Source organism: Stenotrophomonas rhizophila, from assembly GCF_000661955.1.
Taxonomy (GTDB): Bacteria; Pseudomonadota; Gammaproteobacteria; order Xanthomonadales; family Xanthomonadaceae; genus Stenotrophomonas; species Stenotrophomonas rhizophila.
On record NZ_CP007597.1, the window covers coordinates 1,260,323 to 1,283,148 of the forward strand.

Genomic DNA, 22,826 nt, shown 5'->3' on the forward strand with positions numbered 1-22,826 from the left:
AAGGAGCCCCGCGAAAGCGGGGCTTTTTCGGTTCTGTCCCTGCCACAGGCGCTGTCCTGCTTGCATATACCCAATCTGGGTATTAATGTACCCAATATGGGTATTAGATCCAATCCAGCCGCCCGCGTAGCCGACCGCCCGATGGGTCTGGCCGATGCACTGTTTACGCAGACACAGCAGCGCGTACTCGGCCTGATATTTGGTCAACCGCGGCGCGAGTTCGGCGTTGCCGAATTGATCTCGGCGATCGGCGCCGGGTCCGGTGCAGTGCAGCGCGAACTGGCCAAGTTGGCCGCCGCAGGTTTGGTCACGCTCAGGCGCTCGGGCAATCAGAAGCGCTATCAGGCCAATGCGGATTCACCGCTCCACGACGAGCTGGTGGCGATCGTGCAGAAGACGGTGGGCCTCGCCGGCCCGCTGCAAGAGGCGCTGGCTCCCGTTCGGGAACAGGTCAAGGCGGCCTTTGTATATGGCTCGGTCGCCAAACGTAGCGATACGGCGCGTAGCGATATCGATCTGCTTATCGTGTCCGACACGCTGGGTTATGCCGATGTCATGCAGGCCCTGGACAGCGTCGACGCGCATCTCGGCCGTCCGGTGAATCCGACGCTCTATTCAACCGCTGAATTATCCAAGCGTATTCACGATGAAAATTCCTTCTTGATGCGGGTCTTGGCACAGCCCAAGATCTGGATCATTGGAGGAGACGATGAACTCAGCGCTGCAGAATCTGGCCGGACCGGGTAAACCGCTGAGCGTCGAGCTCCCGGATACACGCGAAATCGAGGGGTTGCGACGGTCAGGCCTGGCCCGCCTGCAGGATGCGCGCAACACAACGCTGTCCCTGGAGGGCCGCTTCGACCTGGCGTACAACGCGGCCCACGCGCTCTGCCTGGCTGCACTGCGGCGGCAGGGTTTTCGTCCGTCGCACCGCTATATCGTTTTTCAGACACTGCCGCATACCCTGGGTGCGGGGCCCGAGGTGTGGCGGGTGCTGGACAAGTGCCACCAGCAACGCAACATTGCCGAGTACGAAGGCGAACTGGATGTAAGCGAACGGTTGGTGGTGGACCTGATCCAGGCGTGCGACGCCGTGCGTATCGCGTGGGAGCAACTGGATGACCCCAGGCCGTCCACTCCAAGGTGAATGGGAGCCATTCCGTTAAGAAAGTGTGATCAAGAACGTCCGGGCGTGGGCCGATACCCCCTCACCCCCCACGTTCTTGGATGTCCCCATGGATTTTTTGCGTAACGTCAGAGTCGTCTGGCGTCTTGGTATGGGCTTTGGCCTGTTGTTGTTGCTGGTGGCGGCCGTGGTGGCCACCGGCGCCACCGGCAGCGCGGTGCAGAAGCACGCGATGCAGCAGGTGGTCGAAGTTGGCGTCGCCAAGGTGCGGCTGCTGTCGGAAATGCTCGATGCGAACAACCAGATGATGGTGGTGCGCCGTGAAATGCTGATCCGCCAGGGGCAGGAGCGCGAGGCCGACGAGGCGCGCATTGCCGCACTGGTCAAGCGCTACGAGGCCAGCTGGACCGCCTACCAGGCGCTGCCCACCGATGCCGAAGGCAAGGCGATCGGCGAGCAGATCGCGGCCAGGCGCGCCACCGCACGTCCGCTCAACAAGCAGACCAGCGAGCTGATGGAGCAAGGCGATTTCCCCGGCGCCGTCGCCCTGACCCTGGGCCCGGTGCAGGACGCGGCCAATGGCTGGAACAAGGCGCTGGCCAATGGCGTGGCCTATGAAGAGAAGGAAAGCCGCGAGGCCGCGGCCGAGGCGATCCGCCTGGGCGAGCGCACGCTGTTGCAGCTGCTGGTGCTCGGTGGCATCGCGCTGCTGGTCGGCATTGCCGCCTCGATCCTGATCGGGCGCAGCCTGACCGGGCCGTTGGCCCGCGCGGTGGGCCTGGCCGACCGCATGGCCCGTGGCGAGCTGGACCAGGACTTCCGCCTGGGCGGCCGCGACGAGCTCACCCTGCTGGGCAACGCCATGGGCAGCGTGCGCCAGAACGTGCAGGCCGCCATCACCGCGCAGTTGCAGATGGCGCAGCAGCACGAAGCCGGTGCGATCAGCTACCGGATGGACGCTGCGGCGTTGCCGGGCGATTACGGGCACATGCTGCGTGCCACCAACGAACTGGTGGGCTCGCACGTGGCCGTGCAGTCGCACATGGTCGATGTGATGCAGGACTACGCCATCGGCGACCTCAGCCGCGACCTGGACAGCTACCCGGGCGAGAAGGCACTGCTGACCCGCACCATGGCCACGGTCAAGAGCAGCCTGATGGCGATCAACCAGCAGATCGACACGCTGGCCAGCGCCGCGCGCGCCGGTGACTTCTCGGTGCGGGGCGATGAAGCCGCGTTCCAGTTCCAGTTCCGCGCCATGGTGGCCAACCTCAACGGCATGATGGCCAGCTCGCAGTCGAGCATCGCCGATCTGTCGCAGGTGCTGCGCGCCATTTCCACCGGTGACCTCACCTCGCGCATGGAAGGCCATTACGAAGGCGTGTTCGCACAGATGCGCGACGATGCCAACGTCACCGCGGCACAGCTGACCGGTATCGTGCAGCAGATCCAGGGCGCCGCCGGCAGCATCAACGACGCCGCGCAGGAACTGGCCGCCGGCCACAACGACCTGTCGCGCCGCACCGAGCAGCAGGCTGCCAACCTGGAAGAGGCGGCTGCCTCGATGGAAGAGCTGACCTCGACCGTGCGCCAGAACGCAGAACTCGCCAGCCAGGCCGACCAGGAGGCGCATGCGTCCGGCGTCGCCGTGCGCGCCACCGAGCAGGCGATCGCGCAGATGGCCACGGTGATGAGCGAGATCGACAAATCCTCCGCGCGCATCTCCGAGATTTCCTCGGTGATCGACGGCATCGCCTTCCAGACCAACATCCTGGCGCTCAATGCTGCCGTCGAGGCCGCGCGTGCCGGTGAGAACGGGCGTGGTTTTGCGGTGGTTGCCAGCGAAGTGCGCACGCTCGCGCAGCGTGCCGGTACGGCGGCCAAGGAGATCAAGGACCTGATCGGCGAGGCCAGCGACAAGGTCAAGACCGGGTTGAGCGTGACCGTGGAATCCGAAGCGGCGATTGCCCGGTTGACCCAGGCCAGCTCGCGTACCAACCAGCTGATGAGCGACATCGCCGCGGCCACCAAGGAACAGGCCGCCGGCATTGAGCAGGTGAACCAGGTGGTGGTTCAGATGGACCAGGTGACGCAGCAGAACGCGGCGCTGGTGGAAGAAGCCACCGCGGCCAGCCGCGCGCTGGAAGAACAGGCGCACGCGCTGAGTGAATCGGTGGCGGTGTTCAAGCTGGAGCAGGGAACCCGGACTGTGGCTGCCCGCCGCGCGGCGTAGTTTTCCGTGCACCCGCGCGTCGCGCTGCCCGGCAGCGTTGACGCCGGGGTGGCAATGAAAAGGCCCTGCTTGCGCAGGGCCTTCTTTTTTGGCGCTCCGCCCCAACACGGTAGGTCACCACCGTTGGTGGTGACGCCCTCGGCGTACAGGCCCGCCTGGCTCGATCTTGAGACTACTTACGTTTCACCTATTCAGGCGACATCCACGGCGATGTGCCGGCCATCGCACATCTCACCACCGACCCGGTGCCTGCTGCGGGAAGCGCGCCGCCCACCGACTGGTCGGTGCTGCCGGTGGTGCAGGGCAACGAGGATTCGGTGGTGATGGTGGTGTGGCGACTGCTGCGGCAGGAGCCGGCGTTGATCGTCAGCGCCGGGTATGTGCTGCTGTCGCTGCTGGGGCTGTGGTCCAGTTACTTTTTCTACCGGGGCTTCCAGCTGTCGATCCTGGACTACCTGCAGGTGAGCGATTTCCTGGTCGCCGGCCTGCGCGATCCGGCGTACGCGGCGATCCTGGCGGGCGGCGCCCTGCTGGCGATCCTGGTCGGTTGGCCGGACACGCTGCGCCGACGCAACCCGGCCCGGGTGGACGCACTGCGGGCGCGGCACTGGGGCTGGCGGGTGCTGTTTTCGCGTTCGGCGCTGACCAGTTGGGACATGTCCGGCATGCGGCCACTCACGGGTGTGTGCATGGCGGTGGCGTTCTTCATGGCGCTGGGAGCGGCCATCTACTCCCTGGACAAGGCCGAGAACATCCGCGAAAGCGGGCAGGGCAGCGCTGTCACCGTGCATCTGGCAGGCGATACCGCCGCGTTGCCCGGTACCGCGCGCCTGCTCGGCAGCAGCACCGGGTTCGTGTTCCTGTGGTGGCCGCAGCAGAAGCGTGCCGAAGCGGTGCCGATCTCGGCGATCAAACGCATGCAGTCGGTGGCGCTGCCGCGCCCGGTGAAGGCCACGCCTGCGCGCACGCCAGCCGCCGAGCCACGCTGAGCTGTATCGCTGCTACGTAGGACCCGGCTCCGGTAGGGATGCGGCAGTCCGACGCTGCCGCATCCGTTGGGCGATTCAGCGCGCCGCCTTCTTTGCAGGTGTTCGCGCCGCGGCCGTGCGCGCAGATTTCGTCTTTTCCGTCGCTTTCTTCACCGCCTTCTTCGCCGCGCCATCCTTCCGGCCACCGCCATCCTGCTTGTTGACGGTGGCCCAGGCAATCCGTTCGGCCGCGGCTTCGCTGCGGCCCTGATCCTTCTCGCTTTCTTCGATGTGCGCGGCTTGACGCTTCTGCTTGTCGGTGTAGGTGGATTTGTCACCCCGGGGCATCGGAGATCTCCTGTACGCGGTGGATGAGGTCAGGCCAGCATGCGGACCTTGGGTTCACGCGCCCACTGGCGGGTTGCCGCAGCAGTGAGGAAAGCCTTCGCATCTTCGGCTTCCACCACGCCCGCATCGTTACCCACGCGGGCCGCCTTGAGCAGCGCCTGCGCACCCTCGTCGGCCGCGATCGCCTTCAGGTGGACCCACGCGTTGGCGACGAAATCGATGGCCGCCGATTCCTTGAGCAGGCGTTTGGCCGCCTCGTTGCTGAGCACCACGGCAACCGCGTCGAACACCACCGACGGCGTACCGGCCAGCTGGCCATCGGCCGCCAGGGTCTTGCCGTCGCTGAGCTTGCCGCCGCCCAACTTCGGCGCAACCAGCTTCACGCTGGCACCGGCCTTGTCGGCGGCTTTGCGCAGGTTGTTGATCAATCCGGCGTCGGAGCCTTCGTCGAACAGGATGCCGATGCAGCGGCCTTTGAGCAGGTCCTTGGTGCGGCCGATCACGCGCACTTCCGGCGCCTTGGGGAGATCCTGCGCCGGGGTGGCGGTCGGCGCGGGATCGGGCAGGGCAGGCATCGCCAGGCCCGCCGCCACGCGTTTGGCCAGCGCGTCATCAATGTTGCGCAGGTGGCTCACCGTGCGCTCGCGCACCTTCGCTGTTTCCACTTTCGACAGCTCGAACACCAGTGCCGAGGCCAGGTGGGCCTGTTCGGGCGCTTCCAGGCTGCGGAAGAACATCCGCGCCTGGCTGTAGTGATCGGCGAAGCTGGCCGCGCGCACGCGGCCCTTCACCCCGTCATCGGGCGCCGTGGCATGGCTCGGGAAGCCCTCGGGAGTTTCGCGCGGAGTGTCGTCCTGCAGCGAACTGGGGTCGTAGGCAACGCGCCCCTTGGGCACCTGCATCTGCATGTGGCCGTCGCGCTGGTGGTTGGCGAACGGGCACTTGGGCGCATTGACCGGAATCTGATGGAAGTTCGGCCCGCCCAGGCGGCTGAGCTGGGTATCCAGGTAGGAGAACAAGCGGCCCTGCAGCAGCGGGTCGTTGCTGAAGTCGATGCCCGGCGGCACATTGGCCGGGCAGTAAGCCACCTGTTCGGTTTCGGCGAAGAAATTGTCCGGCCAGCGGTCCAGCACCATGCGCCCGACCACGGTCAGCGGCACCAGCGATTCGGGGATGATCTTGGTCGAGTCCAGATGATCGAACGGGAACGCCTCGGCCTCTTCTTCGGTAAACAGCTGTACGGCCAGTTCCCACTCGGGGAAGTCGCCGGCGGTGATCGCCTCGAACAGGTCACGGCGATGGAAGTCGTTGTCGGCGCTCTGCAGTTTCACCGCCTCGTCCCACACGGTGGACTGGATGCCCAGCTTGGGGCGCCAGTGGAATTTGACGAAGGTGGATTCGCCGGCCTCGTTGAGCAGGCGGAAGCTGTGGATGCCGAAGCCTTCGATGGTGCGCAGCGAGCGCGGGATGGTGCGGTCGCTCATCGCCCACATGATCATGTGCATCGATTCGGGCATCAGCGATACGAAGTCCCAGAAGGTGTCATGCGCACTGGCTGCCTGCGGGAAGGCGCGGTCCGGTTCCATCTTTACCGCGTGGATCAGGTCGGGGAACTTGATCGCGTCCTGGATGAAGAAGACCGGGATGTTGTTGCCGACCAGGTCCCAGTTGCCTTCGCGGGTGTAGAACTTCACCGCGAAGCCGCGAACGTCGCGTGGGGTATCCACCGAACCGGCGCCACCGGCCACGGTGGAGAAGCGGGTGAACACCGGGGTACGCACGCCCACTTCGGTCAGCACGCGCGCGCGGGTGAATTCTTCCAGCGAACGGGTCAGCTCGAAATAGCCGTGCGCCGCGCTGCCGCGTGCATGCACGATGCGCTCGGGGATGCGCTCATGGTCGAAGTGGGTGATCTTCTCGCGCAGGATGAAGTCTTCCAGCAACGTCGGCCCGCGCGGGGTATCGCGCAGCGAGTTCTGGTTGTCGGCAACCGCAATGCCCTGGTTGGTGGTCAGCGGCGGGTGGGTGCCACCGGCGTGCTGGTGCAGTTCGTCCCCTTGGCCACGGCTGTCGGCAGGAGGGGCGGGTTTGGTGCGGGGCTTGCTGGCGGCCATGTGGCGGCTCCGGGCTGGCGGGAAGGCAACCCCCACACTGGCGTGGCCGGCGTTAATCGCGGGTGCGAAAAGCCCGGCGCGCATCCACCCGCGCTTCACATGCCGCGCCCTGGCGCTGGGTGGCGCGCAGCCGGACGGGTATCCTTGGCCCGAATCTTCCGCCACCTGTTGCCGCATGCGCGTAGAACCTGCCGACATCGAAGCCCTGTTTGATGCGATCCCCGACGTGCTGTTCTTCATGAAGGACCGCGACGGGCGCTATACGCACATCAACCAGACCATGCTGCGCCGGCTGGGCCTGAAGTCGCGCAAGGAGGTGATCGGCCGTACCGCGGCGGAGATCTATCCCACCGGGCTGGGGGCCGATTACGCCAGCCAGGACGAACAGGTGCTGGCCGGGCGGGTGATCGAGAACCTGATGGAGCTGCACCTGTTCGCCAACCGCGAGCCGGGCTGGTGCCTGACCTGCAAGCGGCCGCTGCTGGTGGACGGGCAGGTCAAGGGACTGATCGGCATTTCGCGCGACCTCGGCCAGAAGGACAGCCTGGGTACCCAGTACGAGCAGCTGCGGCTGGCGCTGGCGCACCTGAACGCGCATTACGCCGAGAACGTGCGCATGCAGACCCTGTTGGACATCACCGGGTTTTCGCTGTCCAAGCTGGAGCGCACCTTCCGCAAGGTGTTCCAGATGACCCCGCAGCAGGTGCTCACCCGCCTGCGCATCCAGATGGCGGTGCACCTGCTGCACGGCGGCGACAGCATCGCCAGCATCGGCCAGGCCTGCGGCTTCACCGACCAGAGCGCGTTCACCCGCAAGTTCAAGGCCGAGGTGGGGGTGTCCCCGCGCGGCTACCGCGCGCAGATCGGCGAGCGCGACCGCTAGGCCGGGCTGGGCCCTGTGGCCTATGCCGCAGCCCGGCCGAACAGGTATCGTGTTGCACCTGTTGCCCGCCAAGCGATTCCGATGCCCGCATCCCCGACTCCGACGCCAGCCGCTCCCCGCCTGGGCCACGCGCTCAAGCCCCGCCAGCTGATCATGATGGGACTGGGCAGCGCGATCGGCGCGGGCCTGTTCCTGGGCTCGGGCGTGGGCGTGCAGGCGGCCGGGCCGGCGGTGCTGCTGTCCTACCTGGTCGCCGGCGCGCTGGTGATCATCGTGATGAACGCCCTGGGCGAGATGGCGGCCGCCAAGCCGACCAGTGGCGCGTTCTCGGTGTACGCGGCCGACGCCATGGGTGCCACCGCCGGGGCCACCGTGGGCTGGCTGTGGTGGGTACAGCTGGTGATCGTGATCGCCGCCGAAGCGGTGGGCGCGGCCGGGCTGCTGGCCACGGTCTGGCCGGCGGTGCCGGTACCGATGGCCGCATTGGCCTTCATGCTGTTCTTCACCGCGATCAACCTGCTCGGGGTGAAGAACTTCGGCGAGTTCGAATTCTGGTTCGCCATCCTCAAGGTGGTGGCGATCATCGCCTTCATCCTGATCGGCGTGGCGCTGTTGATGGGCTGGCTGCCGGACGTGGCCTCGCCGGGCCTGTCCAACTTCACCGCGCACGGCGGGTTCGCGCCCAAGGGCTTGGCCGGTGTGGGCGCGGCGCTGCTGGTGGTGGTGTTCGCCTTTGGCGGCACCGAGATCGTGGCGGTGGCCGCGGCCGAAACCGAAGACCCCGAGCGCAGCATCGCGCGCGCCATCCGCACCGTGGCCTGGCGCATCCTGGTGTTCTACATCGGCTCGCTCAGCGTGATCATCGCCGTGGTGCCGTGGACCAGCGAAGCGCTGAAGTCGCCCTTCGCGGCGGTGCTGCAGGTGGCCAACATTCCCGGCGCGGCCACGGCGATTACCCTGATCGCGGTGATCGCGCTGCTGTCGGCGCTCAATGCCAACCTCTACGGCGCCTCGCGCATGATGTACTCGCTGGCCCAGCGCCAGGAGGCCCCGGCCGTGCTGGGCTGGACCGACACGCGCCAGGTGCCGATCATCGCGGTGCTGGCCAGCGTGCTGTTCGGCTTTGCGGCCACGGTGATGGAACTGCTGTTCCCGGACAAGGTGCTGCCGGTGCTGCTCAACATCGTCGGCTCGACCTGCCTGCTGGTGTGGACGATCTCGCTGCTGTCGCAGCTGATCCTGCGCCACCGCGCCAACCGCGACGGCACCCGCCTGCCGTTCCGCATGGCCGGTTACCCGTACCTCACCGTAATCGGCCTGGGCGTGCTGGCGCTGATCTTCGGCCTGCTGCTGTCCGAGTCGCACACCCGCCTGCAGTTCCTGTCGATGGCCGCGCTGACCGCGGTGATCGCCATCAGCAGCGAAGTCACCCGCCGCGTACGCGCCAGCCGCAGGGCGGATTGACGCTACTGCCGGCCGCTGGCCGGCACAACACACCACCGATCGAAACCCGGTAGTGCCGGCCGCTGGCCGGCTCATCACCCCACCGATCAAAACCCGGTAGTGCCGGCCGCTGGCCGGCTCATCACCTCACCGATCGAAACCCGGTAGTGCCGGCCGCTGGCCGGCTCTGCACCATGCCGATCGGCATCCGTGGGAGCCGGCCAGCGGCCGGCACTACCGGGGTAAATGGCAGCTGGTCAGGGACCGGTGTTACCGGCATCACGTGCGACGGGGCATCCCGCAAACAGAAACGGCCCGCTTGCGCGGGCCGTTTCCTGTCGCGGCAGGGCCGCGCTCACCGCGGTGATCGCCATCAGCAGTGAAGTCGCCCGCCGCGTACGCGCCAGCCGCAGGGCGGATTGACGCTACTGCCGGCCGCTGGCCGGCACAACACCTCACCGATCGAAACCCGGTAGTGCCGGCCGCTGGCCGGCTCTGCACCATGCCGATCGGCATCCGTGGGAGCCGGCCAGCGGCCGGCACTACCGGGGTAAATGGGAGCCGGCCAGCGGCCGGCACTACCGGGGGAAATGGCAGCCGGCCAGGGACCGGCGTTACCGGCATCACGTGCGACGGGGCATCCCGCAAACAGAAACGGCCCGCTTGCGCGGGCCGTTTCCTGTTGCGGCAGGGCAGGGAGGCTTAGACCTCCACGCCCTCGTCTTCCTTGTAGGCATCCACCGGGATGCACGCACACATCACGTTCTTGTCGCCGTACACGTTGTCCACGCGCGCCACCGGCGGCCAGTACTTCTGCTGGCGCAGGCTGGCCAGCGGGAAGGCCGCCAGCTCACGCGGGTAGGCGTGCGCCCACTCGCTGGCCGACACCGCGGTGGCGGTGTGCGGGGCGTGCTTGAGCGGGTTGTCCTCGCGGTCCAGGCGGCCGTCTTCGATCGCGGCGATTTCCTCGCGGATCTGGATCATCGCGTTGATGAAGCGGTCCAGCTCGTGCAGCGATTCGCTTTCGGTCGGCTCCACCATCAGCGTGCCGGCGACCGGGAAGCTCAGGGTCGGGGCGTGGAAGCCGAAGTCGATCAGACGCTTGGCCACGTCCTCGGCGGCGATGCCGGAGGTCTTCTCCAGCGGGCGCACGTCCAGGATGCACTCGTGTGCCACCAGCCCGTTGCGGCCGGTGTACAGGGTCTTGAAGTGCGGGGCCAGGCGGGTGGCGATGTAGTTGGCGTTGAGCAGGGCCACCTGGGTGGCCTTGCGCAGGCCGGCGGTGCCCATCAGCGTGATGTACATCCAGCTGATCGGCAGGATCGAGGCGCTGCCGAAGCTGGCCGCGCTGACCATGCCCACCGGGCCGTTGTCACCCAGCTTGCCCGGCAGGAACGGCGCCAGGTGCGACTTGACCGCGCACGGGCCCACGCCCGGGCCGCCGCCGCCGTGCGGAATGCAGAAGGTCTTGTGCAGGTTCAGGTGCGACACGTCCGAGCCCCACTTGCCGGGCTTGGCCACGCCCACCAGGGCGTTCATGTTGGCACCGTCGGTGTACACCTGGCCGCCGTGCTTGTGGATGATCTCGCAGATCTCCACCACCTCTTCCTCGAACACGCCGTGCGTGGACGGGTAGGTCATCATGATCGCGGCCAGGCGGTCGCTGTACTTCTCTGCGTTGACGCGGATGTCGTCAACGTCGACGTTGCCGTTGGCGTCGGTCTTGGTCACCACCACCTTCATGCCGCACATCTGCGCCGACGCCGGGTTGGTGCCGTGCGCCGAATCCGGGATCAGGCACACGTCACGGTGGTCGTCGCCGCGCGAGCGGTGGTAGGCGCGGATCGCCAGCAGGCCGGCGTATTCGCCCTGCGCGCCCGAGTTGGGCTGCAGGCTCACCGCGTCGTAGCCGGTGCATTCCACCAGCATCGCTTCCAGGCTCTCGATCAGTTCCTTGTAGCCGGTGGCCTGGTCGGCCGGGGCCAGCGGGTGGATATTGGCGAACTCCGGCCAGGTCACCGGAATCATCTCGGCGGTGGCGTTGAGCTTCATGGTGCAGCTGCCCAGCGGGATCATGGTGCGATCCATGGCCAGGTCCTTGTCCGCCAGCGAGCGCAGGTAACGCAGCAGTTCGTGCTCGCTGTGGTGGGTGTTGAACACCGGGTGGGTCAGGAACGCGCTGGTGCGCACCAGGCCGGCCGGCAGCGCGTCGGCGGTGCTGGCGTCCAGCGCATCCACATCCACCTTGGCGCCGAACAGCTGGCCCAGGGCCACGATGTCGTCGCGGGTGGTGGTTTCATCCAGGCTGATGCCGACCGCATCGCTGTCGATCGCGCGCAGGTTGATGCGCGCCGCCGCGGCCTTGGCGTGGATCGCCTTGGCGTCGATGTCCTTGACGTGCAGGGTGTCGAAGAAGTGCTCGCCCACGTTGACGCCGGCAGCGCGCAGCGCATTGGCCAGGATCGCGGCCAGGCGGTGGGTGCGGCGGGCGATCCGGGTCAGGCCGTCCGGGCCGTGGTACACCGCGTACATCGACGCCATCACCGCCAGCAGCACCTGTGCGGTGCAGATGTTGGAGGTGGCCTTCTCGCGGCGGATGTGCTGCTCGCGGGTCTGCAGGGTGAGGCGGTAGGCCGCGTTGCCCTGGGCGTCGACCGACACGCCGATCAGGCGGCCCGGCATCGAGCGCTTGTAGGCGTCGCGGCAGGCCATGAACGCGGCATGCGGGCCGCCGAAACCGAACGGCACGCCGAAACGCTGCGAGTTGCCGACCACGATGTCCGCGCCCCATTCGCCGGGCGCGGCGATCAGGGTCAGCGCCAGCAGGTCGGTGGCCACGGCAACCAGGCCGCCGCGCGCGTGCACGGCATCGGCCAGCGCCTTGTAGTCACCCACATGGCCGAAGGTGTCCGGGTACTGCAGCAGCACGCCGTAGGCTTCGGCTTCCATGGCTTCTGCCGGGGTGCCCACGCGCAGCACGATGCCCATCGGCTCGGCGCGCGTGCGCAGCAGTTCCAGCGTCTGCGGGTGCACCGCGTCGTGCACGAAGAAGGTGTCGGACTTGCTCTTGGCCGAACGCTTGGCCAGGGTCATCGCTTCGGCCGCGGCGGTGGCTTCGTCCAGCAGCGAGGCGTTGGCGATTTCCATGCCGGTCAGGTCGGCGCACAGGGTCTGGAAGTTGATCAGCGCTTCCATGCGGCCCTGCGAGATCTCGGCCTGGTACGGGGTGTAGGCGGTGTACCACGCCGGGTTTTCCAGCACGTTGCGCAGGATCACGTTCGGGGTGAGCGTGCCGTAGTAGCCCTGGCCGATGAAGGTGCGGAACACCTGGTTCTTGTCGGCGATGGCGCGGATCTTGGCCAGCGCCTGCACTTCGGTCAGCGACTCGGGCAACGCCAGCGCCGCCGGCGACTTGATCCCGGCGGGCACGATCGCATCGGTGAGCGCGTCCAGCGAGGCGTGGCCGACCACGTCGAGCATCTGCGCGATTTCGGCGTCGTTGGGGCCAATGTGGCGTTCGACGAACGCGTGGCTGTGTTCAAGCTCGCGCAGGGAAGGGGTGTTCTGGGACATGGCTGGCATCTCGAAGAGTGGGCACGCACGTTCGGAAGGCTGCCGGGTCGGGGTGCATCGCAGACGCGCGCGAACCACCGGACCTTGCGGTCTTCCTGGGTGCCCCTCTGTCCTTTTGCCTGAGAGTTTAAAAGCGCGCATCTGCGTGCTTCGTGCCCCTTCGGCGCCGGCACTGGCCGGTCTCTCCAGAGTTTTGATGCGGGTGGTATCGGGCCTGAGCGATTACGGGCGTTGCGCCTTCGGCAGCGGGTGCTTCAAAACAAAGCGCCGCTTCTCCCACCATGTAGCCCGGCGATTATAGCCCAGCGGCCTTGCCGACTGCGGCCCCACCCGGGATGAATGGGGCCTCCAGACGCCTCCGAATGGCACCCGTTGGCATGGTGCGGGGGCCGGCAAAGGCCTATCATGGCCGGATCCTCGTATTCATCTGGCGCCGCCCGTTCCGGGCTGGCGCCCGCCGTGCATTCGCGCATGGCCCAGACGGAAGACCGCATGACGCCCGCCTCGCCCTCGACCCGCCGCCTGGCCCTGCTGCTTGCAGGCCTGGCGATGTTCGGTCCGTTCTCGATCGACACCATTTTCCCGGCCTTCCTGCTGCTGGGGGAGCGCATGCAGGTGGACCAGGTCGCGGTGCAGCAGACCATCAGCGTGTACCTGCTGTTCTACGGCCTGATGAGCCTGGCGCACGGCCCGCTGTCCGATGCGTTCGGGCGCAAGCGGGTGATCATCGGCGGGCTGGTGCTGTTCATCGGCGCCTCGATCGGCTGCGCGCTGTCACGTGACATGACCACGCTGCTGGTGTTCCGCGCGCTGCAGGGCGTCACCGCCGGGGTCGGGGTGATCGTCGGCCGCGCCGTGATCCGCGACCTGTACCACGGGGCCGACGCGCAGCGCCTGATGAGCCAGGTGTCGATGATCTTCGGCGTGGCCCCGGCGATCGCGCCGATCATCGGCGGCTGGATCCTGCTGGGCGGGGGCGACTGGCCGCTGATTTTCTGGTTCCTGGTGCTGTTCGGGGTGGTGCTGCTGCTGGCCACCGGCAAGTGGCTGCCTGAAACCCACCCGGTGGAGGCACGCACGCCGTTGTCGATGCGCGAACTGCTGCGCAGCTACCTGCGCATGGGCTCCAACCCGCGCCTGTTGCGGCTGGCGGCGGCCGGCGCGTTCAACTTCTCCGGCATCTTCCTGTACATCGCCTCGGCACCGGTGTTTGTCATGCAGCACCTCAAGCTGGGCGAGGGCGGCTTCGCGTGGCTGTTCATCCCCACCATCGGCGGCATGACGATGGGCTCCTTCCTGTCCGGGCGCATGGCCGGGCGCCTGACCGCGCCGCGCCAGATCGGCATCGGCTTCGGCCTGTGCGCGGTGTCGGCGGTGCTCAACCTGGGCTACGTGCTGGCCGTGCCGCAGATCATGCTGCCGTGGGCGGTGCTGCCGATCTTCCTGGGGGGCGTGGGCATGGCGCTGATCTTCCCGATCCTGGCGTTGGCGGTGCTGGACATGTACCCGCACCAGCGCGGGCTGGCGTCGTCGATGCAGATGTTCATCCAGCTGATGATCAACACCGTGGTGGCCGGCGTGGTCTCGCCGCTGCTCAGTGCCAAGCCGCTGCATCTTGCGCTGGGCTATGCGGGCTTCTTCGCCGTGGGCGCCAGTTTCTGGTATTGGGAACGCCACTGCGAGCAGCGCCGCGCGCTGTTGACGCCCATCGAATAAGCCGCGCGCACGCCACGGTTGCGTCGTGCGCAACCGTGGTGCCGCCGCCATTGCCAACGTGCGGTGGCGGCGTATTCTGTGTGCTCGCCAGCCAGTTCGTGCACCACGACAGCCAACACATTCCCCTGCGGGCCGTCCGTGTCCGCCGCACTCCAGGGTGATTGCATGGCTGCACAGCAGACCTACCGCCTGTTCGACGTCGCGCTCAAGCAGCGCACCGTCCTTTCCCCGTCGCTGACCCGCATGGTGTTCGCCGCGCCCGACGTGGCCAACATGAAGACCGACGGGCCGGACCAGCGCATCAAGGTGTTCTTCCCGTTGCCCGGCCAGGACGCGCCGCAGGTGCCGCAGGGCGAGGACTGGTACGCGCGCTACCGCGCCCTGCCTGAGGGCGAACGCGCCCCGATGCGGACCTACACCATCCGCGCGTTGCGCCCGGAGGCCGGCGAGGTCGACGTCGATTTCGTCCTGCACGGGGAGACCGGCCCGGCCTCGCGTTGGGCCACCCATGCCCGCATCGGCGACCGCATCGGCCTGCTGGCCCCGGATGCACAGGTGGCCGACAGCAGCCAGGGATTCGAGTGGAAGCCGCCGGCCGACGTGCAGCGGGTGCTGCTGGTGGCCGATGAGACCGCGCTGCCGGCGGTGGCCGGCATCCTGGAAGACCTCGCCCGCTGGCCGCATCCGCCGCAGGTGCAGGCCTTCCTGGAAGTGGCCCACGACGCCGACGTGCTGCCGCTGGCGGCCCCGGTGGGGGCGCAGCTGTTCTGGCTGGCCCGCGAGGGCGCCGCCCACGGGCAGCTGCTGCAGCAGGCGGTGCAGGCGCGGGTCGGGCCGTTGGGGCTGCGCGCGGCCGAGCAGGACCTGGCCGAGATCGACATCGACCAGGACATCCTGTGGGAGCAGGCCAGTGCGCCGGGCGGCGGGCTGTACGCGTGGGTCGCCGGTGAAGCCGGCGCGGTGATGGCGATCCGCCGGCACCTGGTGAAGGACTGCGGGATCGACAAACGGGCCATCACCTTCATGGGGTACTGGCGCCACGGCAAGGTGCTGGACTGAGGGGTGGCGGTGGCCAGCGGCCGGCCTGGCGGGGCACGTGCGGTATCCTTGGCGCTTTGATGCAGTCCGGACGTTCCTGATGTCGACCACCTCCAAACTGCGCCGCGACATCCGCCGGCGCCGTGAAACCCAGGCCGCCAACCGTGAGCAGGCCGCCGCCCCGCCGGTCGAACCGCATGCGGAACTGCGCGACCAGCAGCGCACGCTGTTGGCTGGCGTGGTGCGTCGCGATGGCGAATGGGTGCTGGGCATGGACGGCCGTATCGCCGGCCAGACCCCCAGTGCCGCCCGCGTGCTGGCGCTGATCATGCAGGCCGCCGAACTGCACGAACGCCAGGGCACGCCGGTGCGCCTGGTGTATTCGGATGCACTGAAGGACGCCGCGCATGCCGAGGCCAAGGCCGACGGCAAGGATTTCGAGCAATTCAAGGCCGAACTCGCCGCCAGCCTGAAGACCCCGACGCACTCCTGAGTGCCGGGGAGGGTAGAGCCACGCCATGCGTGGCTGCAGTCGGTTCGGATGTCATCAGATCCGGCAAAAGCCACCCGCGACAGACATGAAAAAACCGGCCTTTCGGCCGGTTTTTTCATGGGGCGATGGAGCCGACCGGAGCCGGCCCCAGCGCACGGTCAGCGTGCCGCCGGTGCGGTCGCGGCCGGGGTGGCCGCGGCGGTGGCCGCCGGTGCCTTCCAGCCGCACATCTGGCCCTGGTTCTGCTGCTTGAGCCAGTCGTTGACCGGGGTGAAGTACTCGATCATCGGGCCGGCATCGAGCTTGTCGCCGCCGGTGATCTCGCGCAGCGTGGCCTGCCACGGCTGGCTGGCGCCCTTGCTCAGCATCGCCCAGAACTTCTGCCCGGCTTCCTTGTTGCCGTAGAAGCTGCACTGGTGCAGCGGGCCCTTGTAGCCGGAGGCATCGCACAGGCCCTTGTAGAACTGGAACTGCAGGATGCGCGCCAGGAAGTAGCGGGTGTACGGGGTGTTGCCCGGCACGTGGTACTTGGCGCCCGGATCGAAGAACTCCTCACCGCGTGCACCCACCGGGGCCACGCCCTGGTACTTGGCCTTCAGGTCCCACCACGCCTGGTTGTAGTGGTCCGGGGTGATGGAGCCATCGAACACGCCCCAGCGCCAGCGGTCGATCATCAGGCCGAACGGCAGGAACGACACGCCGCTGAGGGCCATGCGCATCTGCGCGTTGATGGTGGCCTCGCGGCTTTCCTGCGGCTTGTCGACCAGGCCGATGGAGTTGAGGTACTGCGGGGTCATGGCCAGCACGATGGTGTCGCCGATCGCTTCATGGAAGCCATCGTTGGCACCGCCCTGGAACAGCGGCGGCAGCGGGTTGTAGGCCAGGTCGTAATAGATGTGGCCCAGCTCGTGGTAGATGGTGGTGAAGTTTTCTTCGGTGGGCTTGATGCACATCTTGGTGCGCACGTCGCCGTCCATGTTCATGTCCCAGGCGCTGGCGTGGCAGACCACGTCGCGGTCCAGGGGCTTGATGAACTGGGTCTTGTCCCAGTACGACTTGGGCAGCGCGGGCATGCCGAGCGAGACGTAGAAGTCCTGCGCACGTTCAGTCATCTGCTTGGCGGTACGCAGTTCGGCCTCGCGCTGCGCCTTGAACTGCGCTTCGATGGTGGCGTTGTTGCCGCCGGCCTTGGCCAGCGCGCCGCTGAGGTTGGTCTGGTACTGCTTTTCCAGTGCGGCGGTGATGTCCAGGCTGCCGGCGCCGGGATACGGTTCCAGCTGGTCCCAGAGGTTGGACCAGTCCTGCTGCCACATGTTGCCGAGCAGGTGGGCGGCGATCAGGCCACCCTCGGTTTCGGCCTTGTCCTTGCCGTAGGTGTCATCCAGCTTGGTACGGGCGTAGCAGTGGAGCTGTTCGTACATGGGCTTGACCTGTTCCCACAGGCGGTCGGTTTCCGGGCCGATCTGCTCGGGGGGCATGTCGTAGCCGCTGCGCCACATCTGGCCGGCGTCGGCGAAGCCCATTTCCTTGGCACCTTCGTTGACCAGGCCGACGAAGCGCTGGTAGTCGGCGCGCATGGGTTTGGTGGTGGCGTGCCAGCCCTGCCAGGCGTCAAGCTGCTTGTCGTAGTCGCGGCTGCGGGCCAGGACCTGTTCGAGGTCGCCAAGCTGGCGGCAGGTGGCGGGGTTGGCGTCATCGGTGCAGTACTTGCCCGAGCCGTAGGCGCCTTCCATGCGGCTGGCGATGCGGGTGAGCTCGGAGAGCTTGGCCGGGTCGCGCGGGGCGGGCATGGAGGTCATGAGTTTGAGGAGGTGGATCTGGCGCTTGGTATCCTCGCTCATGGGCTTGCCGTCATAGGTGCCGGCCTGGGTGATCCAGCCGTTGAGGACGGTGAGCCAGCGTTCGTTGGCCTTGGCCGCCACGCGCTCGGAATCCTCGTTGATGTAGGTCGAGGAGAGCCACTGTGCCGAGGTCATTTCCGGGTACATGGCCTTGTACTCGGCGTTGACGCGGGCGATGAACTGGTCCGCGGTTTCGGTCGGGGTGGCAGCAGCCGCGGCGGGGGCATCGGCCGGGGTCGTTTCCTTCTGGCAGGCCGCCAGCGTCAGTGCGGCAGCACTGACAGCCAGGGCCAGCAGGAGCGGGCGGTGGTTCACGGGGACATCCTTGGGTGGTGACAGACCGGCGAAGGCTAGTGAAGCGTCCGTCACACCGCAAGGGGCAGGGCAGCAACGTCCGCTCCGTTCGTCCTTTAAAAGCAGTTGGCTGCGACGCTCCGGAAGCGGGTCGGCGTGGGTGGGTTGGCGGGACACGCCGTGAATCCATCCCTGGAGGCTCGTGGGCGCCTTGCGCGTTTGTGCAGTCCTGCACAAACGGCAAGACCGGGGTTGGGCGTCCTGCCCAACCCGTCCGGCACATGCGCCGGACCCATGGCGCCCAACGGTCCCGCCAACCCACCCACACCGACCCGTTCACACAGGGCTGGTCCGTATGGCAACGGCAACGGCATCGACCAGCATTGCGCTTGGGTCATGGCCGACGTTGGCTGCGTGTGTCTTTGCTATCCGGCGAAGCAGAAGCGGAGAGGGGAGAGTGGCCAGCAGGAAACTAAGCCTCGCATCCTGCAAACAGATCGCGGTCGCGTTCGTAGATCGTGGTCTTGACCTGCATCAGCCCCAGGACCGACGGGAAGACGTTGTCGTGGTCGGTGTACTTGCCCGCGCGCTGGCGCACGCAGGCGAGGTTGAGCCCGCGGTTGGCGGCGAAGGATGGGGAGAACCACATCGTCATCGGTACCCGCGTCTGTTCCTGCGGTGCGATCGCATACGGCACGCCGTGCAGGAACAGGCCCTTTTCGCCCAGTGATTCACCGTGGTCGGAGAGGTAGATCATCGCCGTGTCGTAGTCGTCCATTCCTTTCAGGGTGCCGATCGTGCGCGACAGCAGGTGGTCGGTATACAGCAGTGCGTTGTCGTAGCTGTTGGTGATCTGCTCGCGGCTGCACTTGCCCAGGTCGGCGGTGTCGCAGGTGGGCGTGAAGTGGCGGAAGCGGGCCGGGTAGCGTTCGAAATAGCTCGGCCCGTGGTTGCCCAGCTGGTGCAGTACCACCACCCGGTCGCCGGGTTTGGCGCGTACCTGCGCGGCCAGGTCGTCGATCAGGATCTCGTCCATGCAGCGTCCGTTGGCGCACAGCTGCGGGTGCTTGGCATCGTCCAGTGCCTGCATCGGCAGGCCTTCGCAGACCCCCTTGCAGCCGGACTGGTTGTCACGCCACAGCGTGCTGATGCCGGCGCGGTCCAGCACGTGCAGCAACGACTGGTGCGCGCGGATCTTTTTCTCGTCGTAGTCATGGCGACCGTACGGCGAGAACAGGCACGGCAGCGATACTTCGGTGCTGGTGCCGCACGAATGCATGTCCGGGAAGTTGATCACCCCGGCCTGCGCCAGTTCCGGTGTGGTCTGCCTGGCATAGCCATTCAGACCCCAGTTCTGCGCGCGTGCGGTTTCGCCCATCACGATCACCAGCAAGCGCGGCCGGCTGCCTGCGGCGCGCGGCGTGGCGGTGGCGTCGGTGCCGATCGGCAGCTTGGGGGCGCGCTGGATCGGATTGTCGCCGCGCAGCGCCTTGGGCAGGCCCAGCAGGACATTGCCGGGGGTAGCCAGGTAGCGCACCTCGCGCTGGTTGCGCATCAGCGCCGACATTTCCTGGAACGACAGCATCGCCCCGCCCAGTGCCACCAGCAGCGAGAGCAGCAGGAAGCCGGCGCGCCACAGCAGCGCCTTGCCCCAGCTGCGCTTGACCAGCTGTACCCGCCACAGCACCAGCATCGGCAGCAACGCCAGCAACACCAGCGGCGCAATCAGCGCCGAGGTCATCAGCTCACGGCTTTCCTTGTGGTCGGTGGCCAGCACGTTGCGCAGCATGTCCGCATCCAGGTAGATGTGGTAACTGCCCATGTAGTGCGCGGCCATCGCGGTACATAGCAGCAGTACCCCGACGACGACCTTGGCGTTCCACCGCCACACCAGCAGGCCCATCAGCAGGCAGTGCGCACCCACCAGGAACAGCAGCAGCGAGGTGGCAAAGCGCAGGCTGCCCGGGTGGGTGGCCATGGCGCTGTGCCAGAACAGGCCATTGCAGGCCAGCGCGAAGAACACGCTGGTCAGTACGATCAGCGCTTCGGTCGACAGCTGTGGGCGCCAGCTGCGCCAGCGTGCCAGCCCGGTGAACCGTCCCGTGCGGAGTACGGACGCACTCATGCCAGCTCTCCCTGTGGCAATGCGTTATGAGGCACGCGCGATCGTTTCAGCAGCGGTTGCACCGCCAGGTACAGCAGCAGCGACACCAGCCAGCAGGTCGCCAGCGTCCACAGATCATGGGACAGGAAATGCGCGCCACGCAGCTGCTGGGCCAGGCCGAACACCCCACCTGCCACCAGTCCGACTACCAGCCCACGCCAGCGCCACGCCGGACGCACCATCAGGGCGAAGAAGTACAGGCTGACCCATGCGTATCCCGCGCTTGAGTGGCCGGCAGGAAAACAGATGCCACGAGCCATGTCATGTGGCCGTGAAGCGAGCAGGCCGATGTACTCGCGCGCACCGCCGTACCGGGCCAGATCCCACGGGCAATCCATGTTGGTCACCGACTTGAGCGCCGAGACCAGGCCGGTACCCAGCGCCACCGCCAGCACCAAGTACAGCAGCGGCCAGCGCCACGCGGCAGCGCGCTCGCTGCGCCAGGCATGCGTGCACAGCACGATCACCACCAGCGCGGCGGCCGTACTCGCCCACTTGCCTGCCTTGTGCACCAGATGGCTGGTGACCCAGGCGTTCTGCAGCGCCCAGTGATGGCCCTCCAGCCGATAGAACTGGTCAGCCAGCCACTGGTCCCCGCCGAAGCTCATCAGCAGCGTGCTGGCGGCCAGGGTCGCCACCAGGGGCAGCCACAAATGCCCGCGCAGGAAGCGCGGGTTCGACGTGGTGACGACCGGAACAAGGTCAACGGTTGCAGCGGGCGCTGAGGGCATGGGCGATGAGGCGGCGGGTTGGGGTCGCAGCCATGGTCGTCAGCGCGCTGTCGGAAAGCGGTCGGATCCGTGTTGGCCCCGGGTTAAATCGGGGCCACGTGGGACATTCGTTCAGTCCTGCTCGTCTTCAGAAGCCGCCGCGCCTTGCAGATGCGAATGACAATCGGTGCGCCACGCGGTGCCGGGCAGCAGCTGCCAGCGGTTGCGGTTGCTGCTGCCGATATCGATCACCTGCGAGCGGTCCACACACGGGCTCATGGCCTGGTCCAGCACCAGCAGCCAGCGTGCCCGCGGTGCCTGCGCGAGCCACGGGCCGGCATCCTGCCATTGTTCGTCCCACGGCCGCTTGAAGCCAAACTCGGTGACCTTGCGATCGGCCTGCAACAGGTTCTGCTCACGCCAGGCGAGCATGCCCAGCTCGGCCTGCGGACCGATCCGCTGGCCAACCCGCTGCATCAATGCCGATGCCGAACTGTAGGGGTCCAGCGCGGGCATCAGGCCCCAGCCGTACAGATTCCACAGAAGGAATGCGGTAAGCACAGCCAATGCCCCGGCGCGTCGTTGCCGCAGCGACGCGACCAGAGCGGCCAGCACCACCCCGAAGCCGAGCATCCAGCTGCCGAGTACGGGCAGCAGGCTGTCGGGCATTTCGCGCCGTGCCAGCTGCGCGTGCGCCCACGCACTGCCACTGAGCAACTGCGTGCCGATGTACAGTGCGGCCAATGCAAGCAGGGCCACATAGGCCAGCAGCAGCCAGCGCGCCCCGGCCTTGCGCAGCAGGCCCGGCAGCAACGGCGCGGCAGCCACGCACAGCAGCGGCAGCATCGGGAAGATGTAGACCTCGCGTTTGCCGGGGCTGGCACTGAAGAACACCAGCACAAGCAGCGACCAGCCCAGCAGCAGCCAGTAGCGGCCGTCCAGGCGCTTGAGCCGCCGCCACCAGGCCGGCAGCAGCGCGGGCAGCAGCAGGCTGCCCGGCAGCCACAACGTGACCATCACCTGCAGGTAGTACCAAGCCGGTTGCACGTGGTGCCAGGCATTGGCATAGCGGGTGCCGGTCTGCTTGAACAGCAGTTCGCGCGCGTAGGCCTGCAGGCTGGGCTCGGGATCGTTCAACAGCGCGATGCCCAGCGGCCCCAGCCATACGGCGGTACCGAGCAGGAAGGCCGGCAGCAGCCACCACAGGCTGCGTGCGCTTGCCGCACCCACAGGGCGCGCCTGATCGCGGTTGCGCCAGCGCCACAGCGCCCACGGCAGCAGCACCAGCAACGGCAGAAAGCCCACGCCCTTGGTCACTGTGCCCAGCCCGGCGGCAAACCCGGCCAGCCAGAGCGCGCCCAGGTTGCGCCGCTCCAGCAGGTGGCGCAGCAGGCCCCACATCGCCAGCGTGGTCATCGCCACCAGCACCATGTCGATCTGGGCGCGCTTGGCCATCAGGCCGAACTGCAGGCAGCTGAACAAGGCAAGCACCGCCCACCATGCCACCCGCCGGTTCCATAGCCGTCGTGCCAGGTCCCAGGTCAGCCACAGGGTCAGCAGGCCGGCCAACAGCGAGGGCACCAGGAAGGCCAGGTCCCAGCCGCCGAACACCGTGTGGCTGGCCGCCTGCATCCACATGAACACGGGCGGCTTCTCGGCGTACAGCTCGCCGCCGCGATGGGGCAGCAGCCAGTTGCCGCTGTCCACCATCGCGCGGGCGGCCAGCACGAATCGGGGTTCGTCCGGCGGGGAGGGTTGGCGCAGGCCCATGCCGGCCAGCAGGGCCAACACGATGCCCACGCAGACCAGAATCCGCCAGCGATTGCGCAGCAACAACGCGTCGGACATGCGAGGATCCTTCAGCAAAACGATCACTGTCGCC

15 protein-coding genes, 1 pseudogene and 1 riboswitch are annotated in these 22,826 nt (G+C 67.4%); of the genes and pseudogenes, 9 read left to right on the forward strand and 7 right to left on the reverse strand.

What is annotated here, in order from left to right; genetic code table 11:
- Positions 1-141 precede the first annotated feature (141 nt).
- The 4 genes from DX03_RS05265 to DX03_RS05280 all read left to right on the forward strand — a co-directional run bounded on the left by DX03_RS05265 (position 142) and on the right by DX03_RS05280 (position 4,348).
- On the forward strand, positions 142-747 hold the full coding sequence (locus DX03_RS05265) for a helix-turn-helix domain-containing protein (RefSeq protein WP_244880184.1): 606 nt from the start codon (positions 142-144) through the stop codon (positions 745-747).
- Complete coding sequence (locus DX03_RS05270; RefSeq protein ID WP_038686941.1) at positions 710-1,147, forward strand: hypothetical protein; 438 nt, start codon at positions 710-712, stop codon at positions 1,145-1,147. The genes DX03_RS05265 and DX03_RS05270 overlap by 38 nt, the downstream gene beginning before the upstream one ends.
- An 88-nt stretch (positions 1,148-1,235) precedes the next feature.
- Complete coding sequence (locus tag DX03_RS05275) at positions 1,236-3,359, forward strand: methyl-accepting chemotaxis protein (RefSeq protein ID WP_038686943.1); 2,124 nt, start codon at positions 1,236-1,238, stop codon at positions 3,357-3,359.
- 212 nt (positions 3,360-3,571) lie between these two features.
- Positions 3,572-4,348 (forward strand): hypothetical protein, encoded by a 777-nt coding sequence (locus tag DX03_RS05280; protein ID WP_244880185.1) that lies wholly within the window; start codon positions 3,572-3,574, stop codon positions 4,346-4,348.
- 81 nt (positions 4,349-4,429) lie between these two features.
- Here DX03_RS05280 and DX03_RS20380 read toward each other — a convergent pair.
- Together DX03_RS20380 and DX03_RS05290 are read right to left on the reverse strand one after the other, a co-directional pair.
- Positions 4,430-4,675 (reverse strand): annotated as a pseudogene (locus DX03_RS20380) (HupB); the annotation flags it as partial.
- A 29-nt stretch (positions 4,676-4,704) separates the two neighbouring features.
- Complete coding sequence (locus tag DX03_RS05290; protein ID WP_038686945.1) at positions 4,705-6,789, reverse strand: catalase; 2,085 nt, start codon at positions 6,787-6,789, stop codon at positions 4,705-4,707.
- Between the two features lie 175 nt (positions 6,790-6,964).
- Here DX03_RS05290 and DX03_RS05295 point away from each other — a divergent pair, with 175 nt between their 5' ends.
- On the forward strand, positions 6,965-7,672 hold the full coding sequence (locus DX03_RS05295) for an AraC family transcriptional regulator (protein ID WP_038686947.1): 708 nt from the start codon (positions 6,965-6,967) through the stop codon (positions 7,670-7,672).
- 81 nt (positions 7,673-7,753) lie between these two features.
- Positions 7,754-9,136, forward strand: coding sequence for an amino acid permease (locus tag DX03_RS05300; RefSeq protein WP_038686949.1), 1,383 nt, complete (start codon positions 7,754-7,756; stop codon positions 9,134-9,136).
- Between the two features lie 681 nt (positions 9,137-9,817).
- On the opposite strand, the gene gcvP is transcribed toward DX03_RS05300, so the two are convergent.
- On the reverse strand, positions 9,818-12,697 hold the full coding sequence (gene gcvP, locus DX03_RS05305) for an aminomethyl-transferring glycine dehydrogenase (protein WP_185753469.1): 2,880 nt from the start codon (positions 12,695-12,697) through the stop codon (positions 9,818-9,820).
- Between the two features lie 88 nt (positions 12,698-12,785).
- A riboswitch (glycine riboswitch) is annotated at positions 12,786-12,887 on the reverse strand.
- Positions 12,888-13,180: 293 nt separating this feature from the next.
- Between gcvP and DX03_RS05310 the strand changes: the two genes are divergently transcribed.
- The 3 genes from DX03_RS05310 to DX03_RS05320 all read left to right on the forward strand — a co-directional run bounded on the left by DX03_RS05310 (position 13,181) and on the right by DX03_RS05320 (position 15,935).
- On the forward strand, positions 13,181-14,404 hold the full coding sequence (locus tag DX03_RS05310) for a multidrug effflux MFS transporter (protein ID WP_038691925.1): 1,224 nt from the start codon (positions 13,181-13,183) through the stop codon (positions 14,402-14,404).
- Between the two features lie 165 nt (positions 14,405-14,569).
- The gene (locus tag DX03_RS05315) at positions 14,570-15,463 is read left to right on the forward strand and encodes a siderophore-interacting protein (protein WP_038686953.1); all 894 of its coding nucleotides are present in this window, start codon (positions 14,570-14,572) and stop codon (positions 15,461-15,463) included.
- 79 nt (positions 15,464-15,542) lie between these two features.
- Positions 15,543-15,935, forward strand: a complete 393-nt coding sequence (locus DX03_RS05320; RefSeq protein WP_038686954.1) for a hypothetical protein — start codon at positions 15,543-15,545, stop codon at positions 15,933-15,935.
- Between the two features lie 158 nt (positions 15,936-16,093).
- Here DX03_RS05320 and DX03_RS05325 read toward each other — a convergent pair whose 3' ends face one another.
- From DX03_RS05325 to DX03_RS05340, 4 genes are all read right to left on the reverse strand, one after another.
- Positions 16,094-18,091, reverse strand: a complete 1,998-nt coding sequence (locus DX03_RS05325) for a M2 family metallopeptidase (RefSeq protein WP_038686956.1) — start codon at positions 18,089-18,091, stop codon at positions 16,094-16,096.
- A gap of 451 nt (positions 18,092-18,542) precedes the next feature.
- Positions 18,543-20,195 carry a phosphoethanolamine transferase gene (locus tag DX03_RS05330; protein ID WP_038686958.1) on the reverse strand — a complete coding sequence of 551 codons (1,653 nt, stop codon included), beginning with the start codon at positions 20,193-20,195 and terminating at the stop codon, positions 18,543-18,545.
- Positions 20,192-20,965: a phosphatase PAP2 family protein gene (locus tag DX03_RS05335; RefSeq protein WP_038686960.1), complete on the reverse strand. Its 774-nt coding sequence runs from the start codon at positions 20,963-20,965 to the stop codon at positions 20,192-20,194. Before DX03_RS05335 ends, DX03_RS05330 begins: the two co-directional genes overlap by 4 nt.
- A 111-nt stretch (positions 20,966-21,076) precedes the next feature.
- Positions 21,077-22,792: an ArnT family glycosyltransferase gene (locus DX03_RS05340; protein WP_038686962.1), complete on the reverse strand. Its 1,716-nt coding sequence runs from the start codon at positions 22,790-22,792 to the stop codon at positions 21,077-21,079.
- Positions 22,793-22,826: the final 34 nt, after the last annotated feature.

Coding starts and splice junctions, on each gene's coding strand:
- DX03_RS05265 (WP_244880184.1), top strand. CDS start 142: ATGGGTCTGGCCGATGCACTGTTTACGCAGACACAGCAGCGCGTACTC.
- DX03_RS05270 (WP_038686941.1), top strand. CDS start 710: ATGAACTCAGCGCTGCAGAATCTGGCCGGACCGGGTAAACCGCTGAGC.
- DX03_RS05275 (WP_038686943.1), top strand. CDS start 1,236: ATGGATTTTTTGCGTAACGTCAGAGTCGTCTGGCGTCTTGGTATGGGC.
- DX03_RS05290 (WP_038686945.1), bottom strand. CDS start 6,789: ATGGCCGCCAGCAAGCCCCGCACCAAACCCGCCCCTCCTGCCGACAGC.
- DX03_RS05295 (WP_038686947.1), top strand. CDS start 6,965: ATGCGCGTAGAACCTGCCGACATCGAAGCCCTGTTTGATGCGATCCCC.
- DX03_RS05300 (WP_038686949.1), top strand. CDS start 7,754: ATGCCCGCATCCCCGACTCCGACGCCAGCCGCTCCCCGCCTGGGCCAC.
- gcvP (WP_185753469.1), bottom strand. CDS start 12,697: ATGCCAGCCATGTCCCAGAACACCCCTTCCCTGCGCGAGCTTGAACAC.
- DX03_RS05310 (WP_038691925.1), top strand. CDS start 13,181: ATGACGCCCGCCTCGCCCTCGACCCGCCGCCTGGCCCTGCTGCTTGCA.
- DX03_RS05315 (WP_038686953.1), top strand. CDS start 14,570: ATGGCTGCACAGCAGACCTACCGCCTGTTCGACGTCGCGCTCAAGCAG.
- DX03_RS05320 (WP_038686954.1), top strand. CDS start 15,543: ATGTCGACCACCTCCAAACTGCGCCGCGACATCCGCCGGCGCCGTGAA.
- DX03_RS05330 (WP_038686958.1), bottom strand. CDS start 20,195: ATGAGTGCGTCCGTACTCCGCACGGGACGGTTCACCGGGCTGGCACGC.
- DX03_RS05335 (WP_038686960.1), bottom strand. CDS start 20,965: ATGCCCTCAGCGCCCGCTGCAACCGTTGACCTTGTTCCGGTCGTCACC.
- DX03_RS05340 (WP_038686962.1), bottom strand. CDS start 22,792: ATGTCCGACGCGTTGTTGCTGCGCAATCGCTGGCGGATTCTGGTCTGC.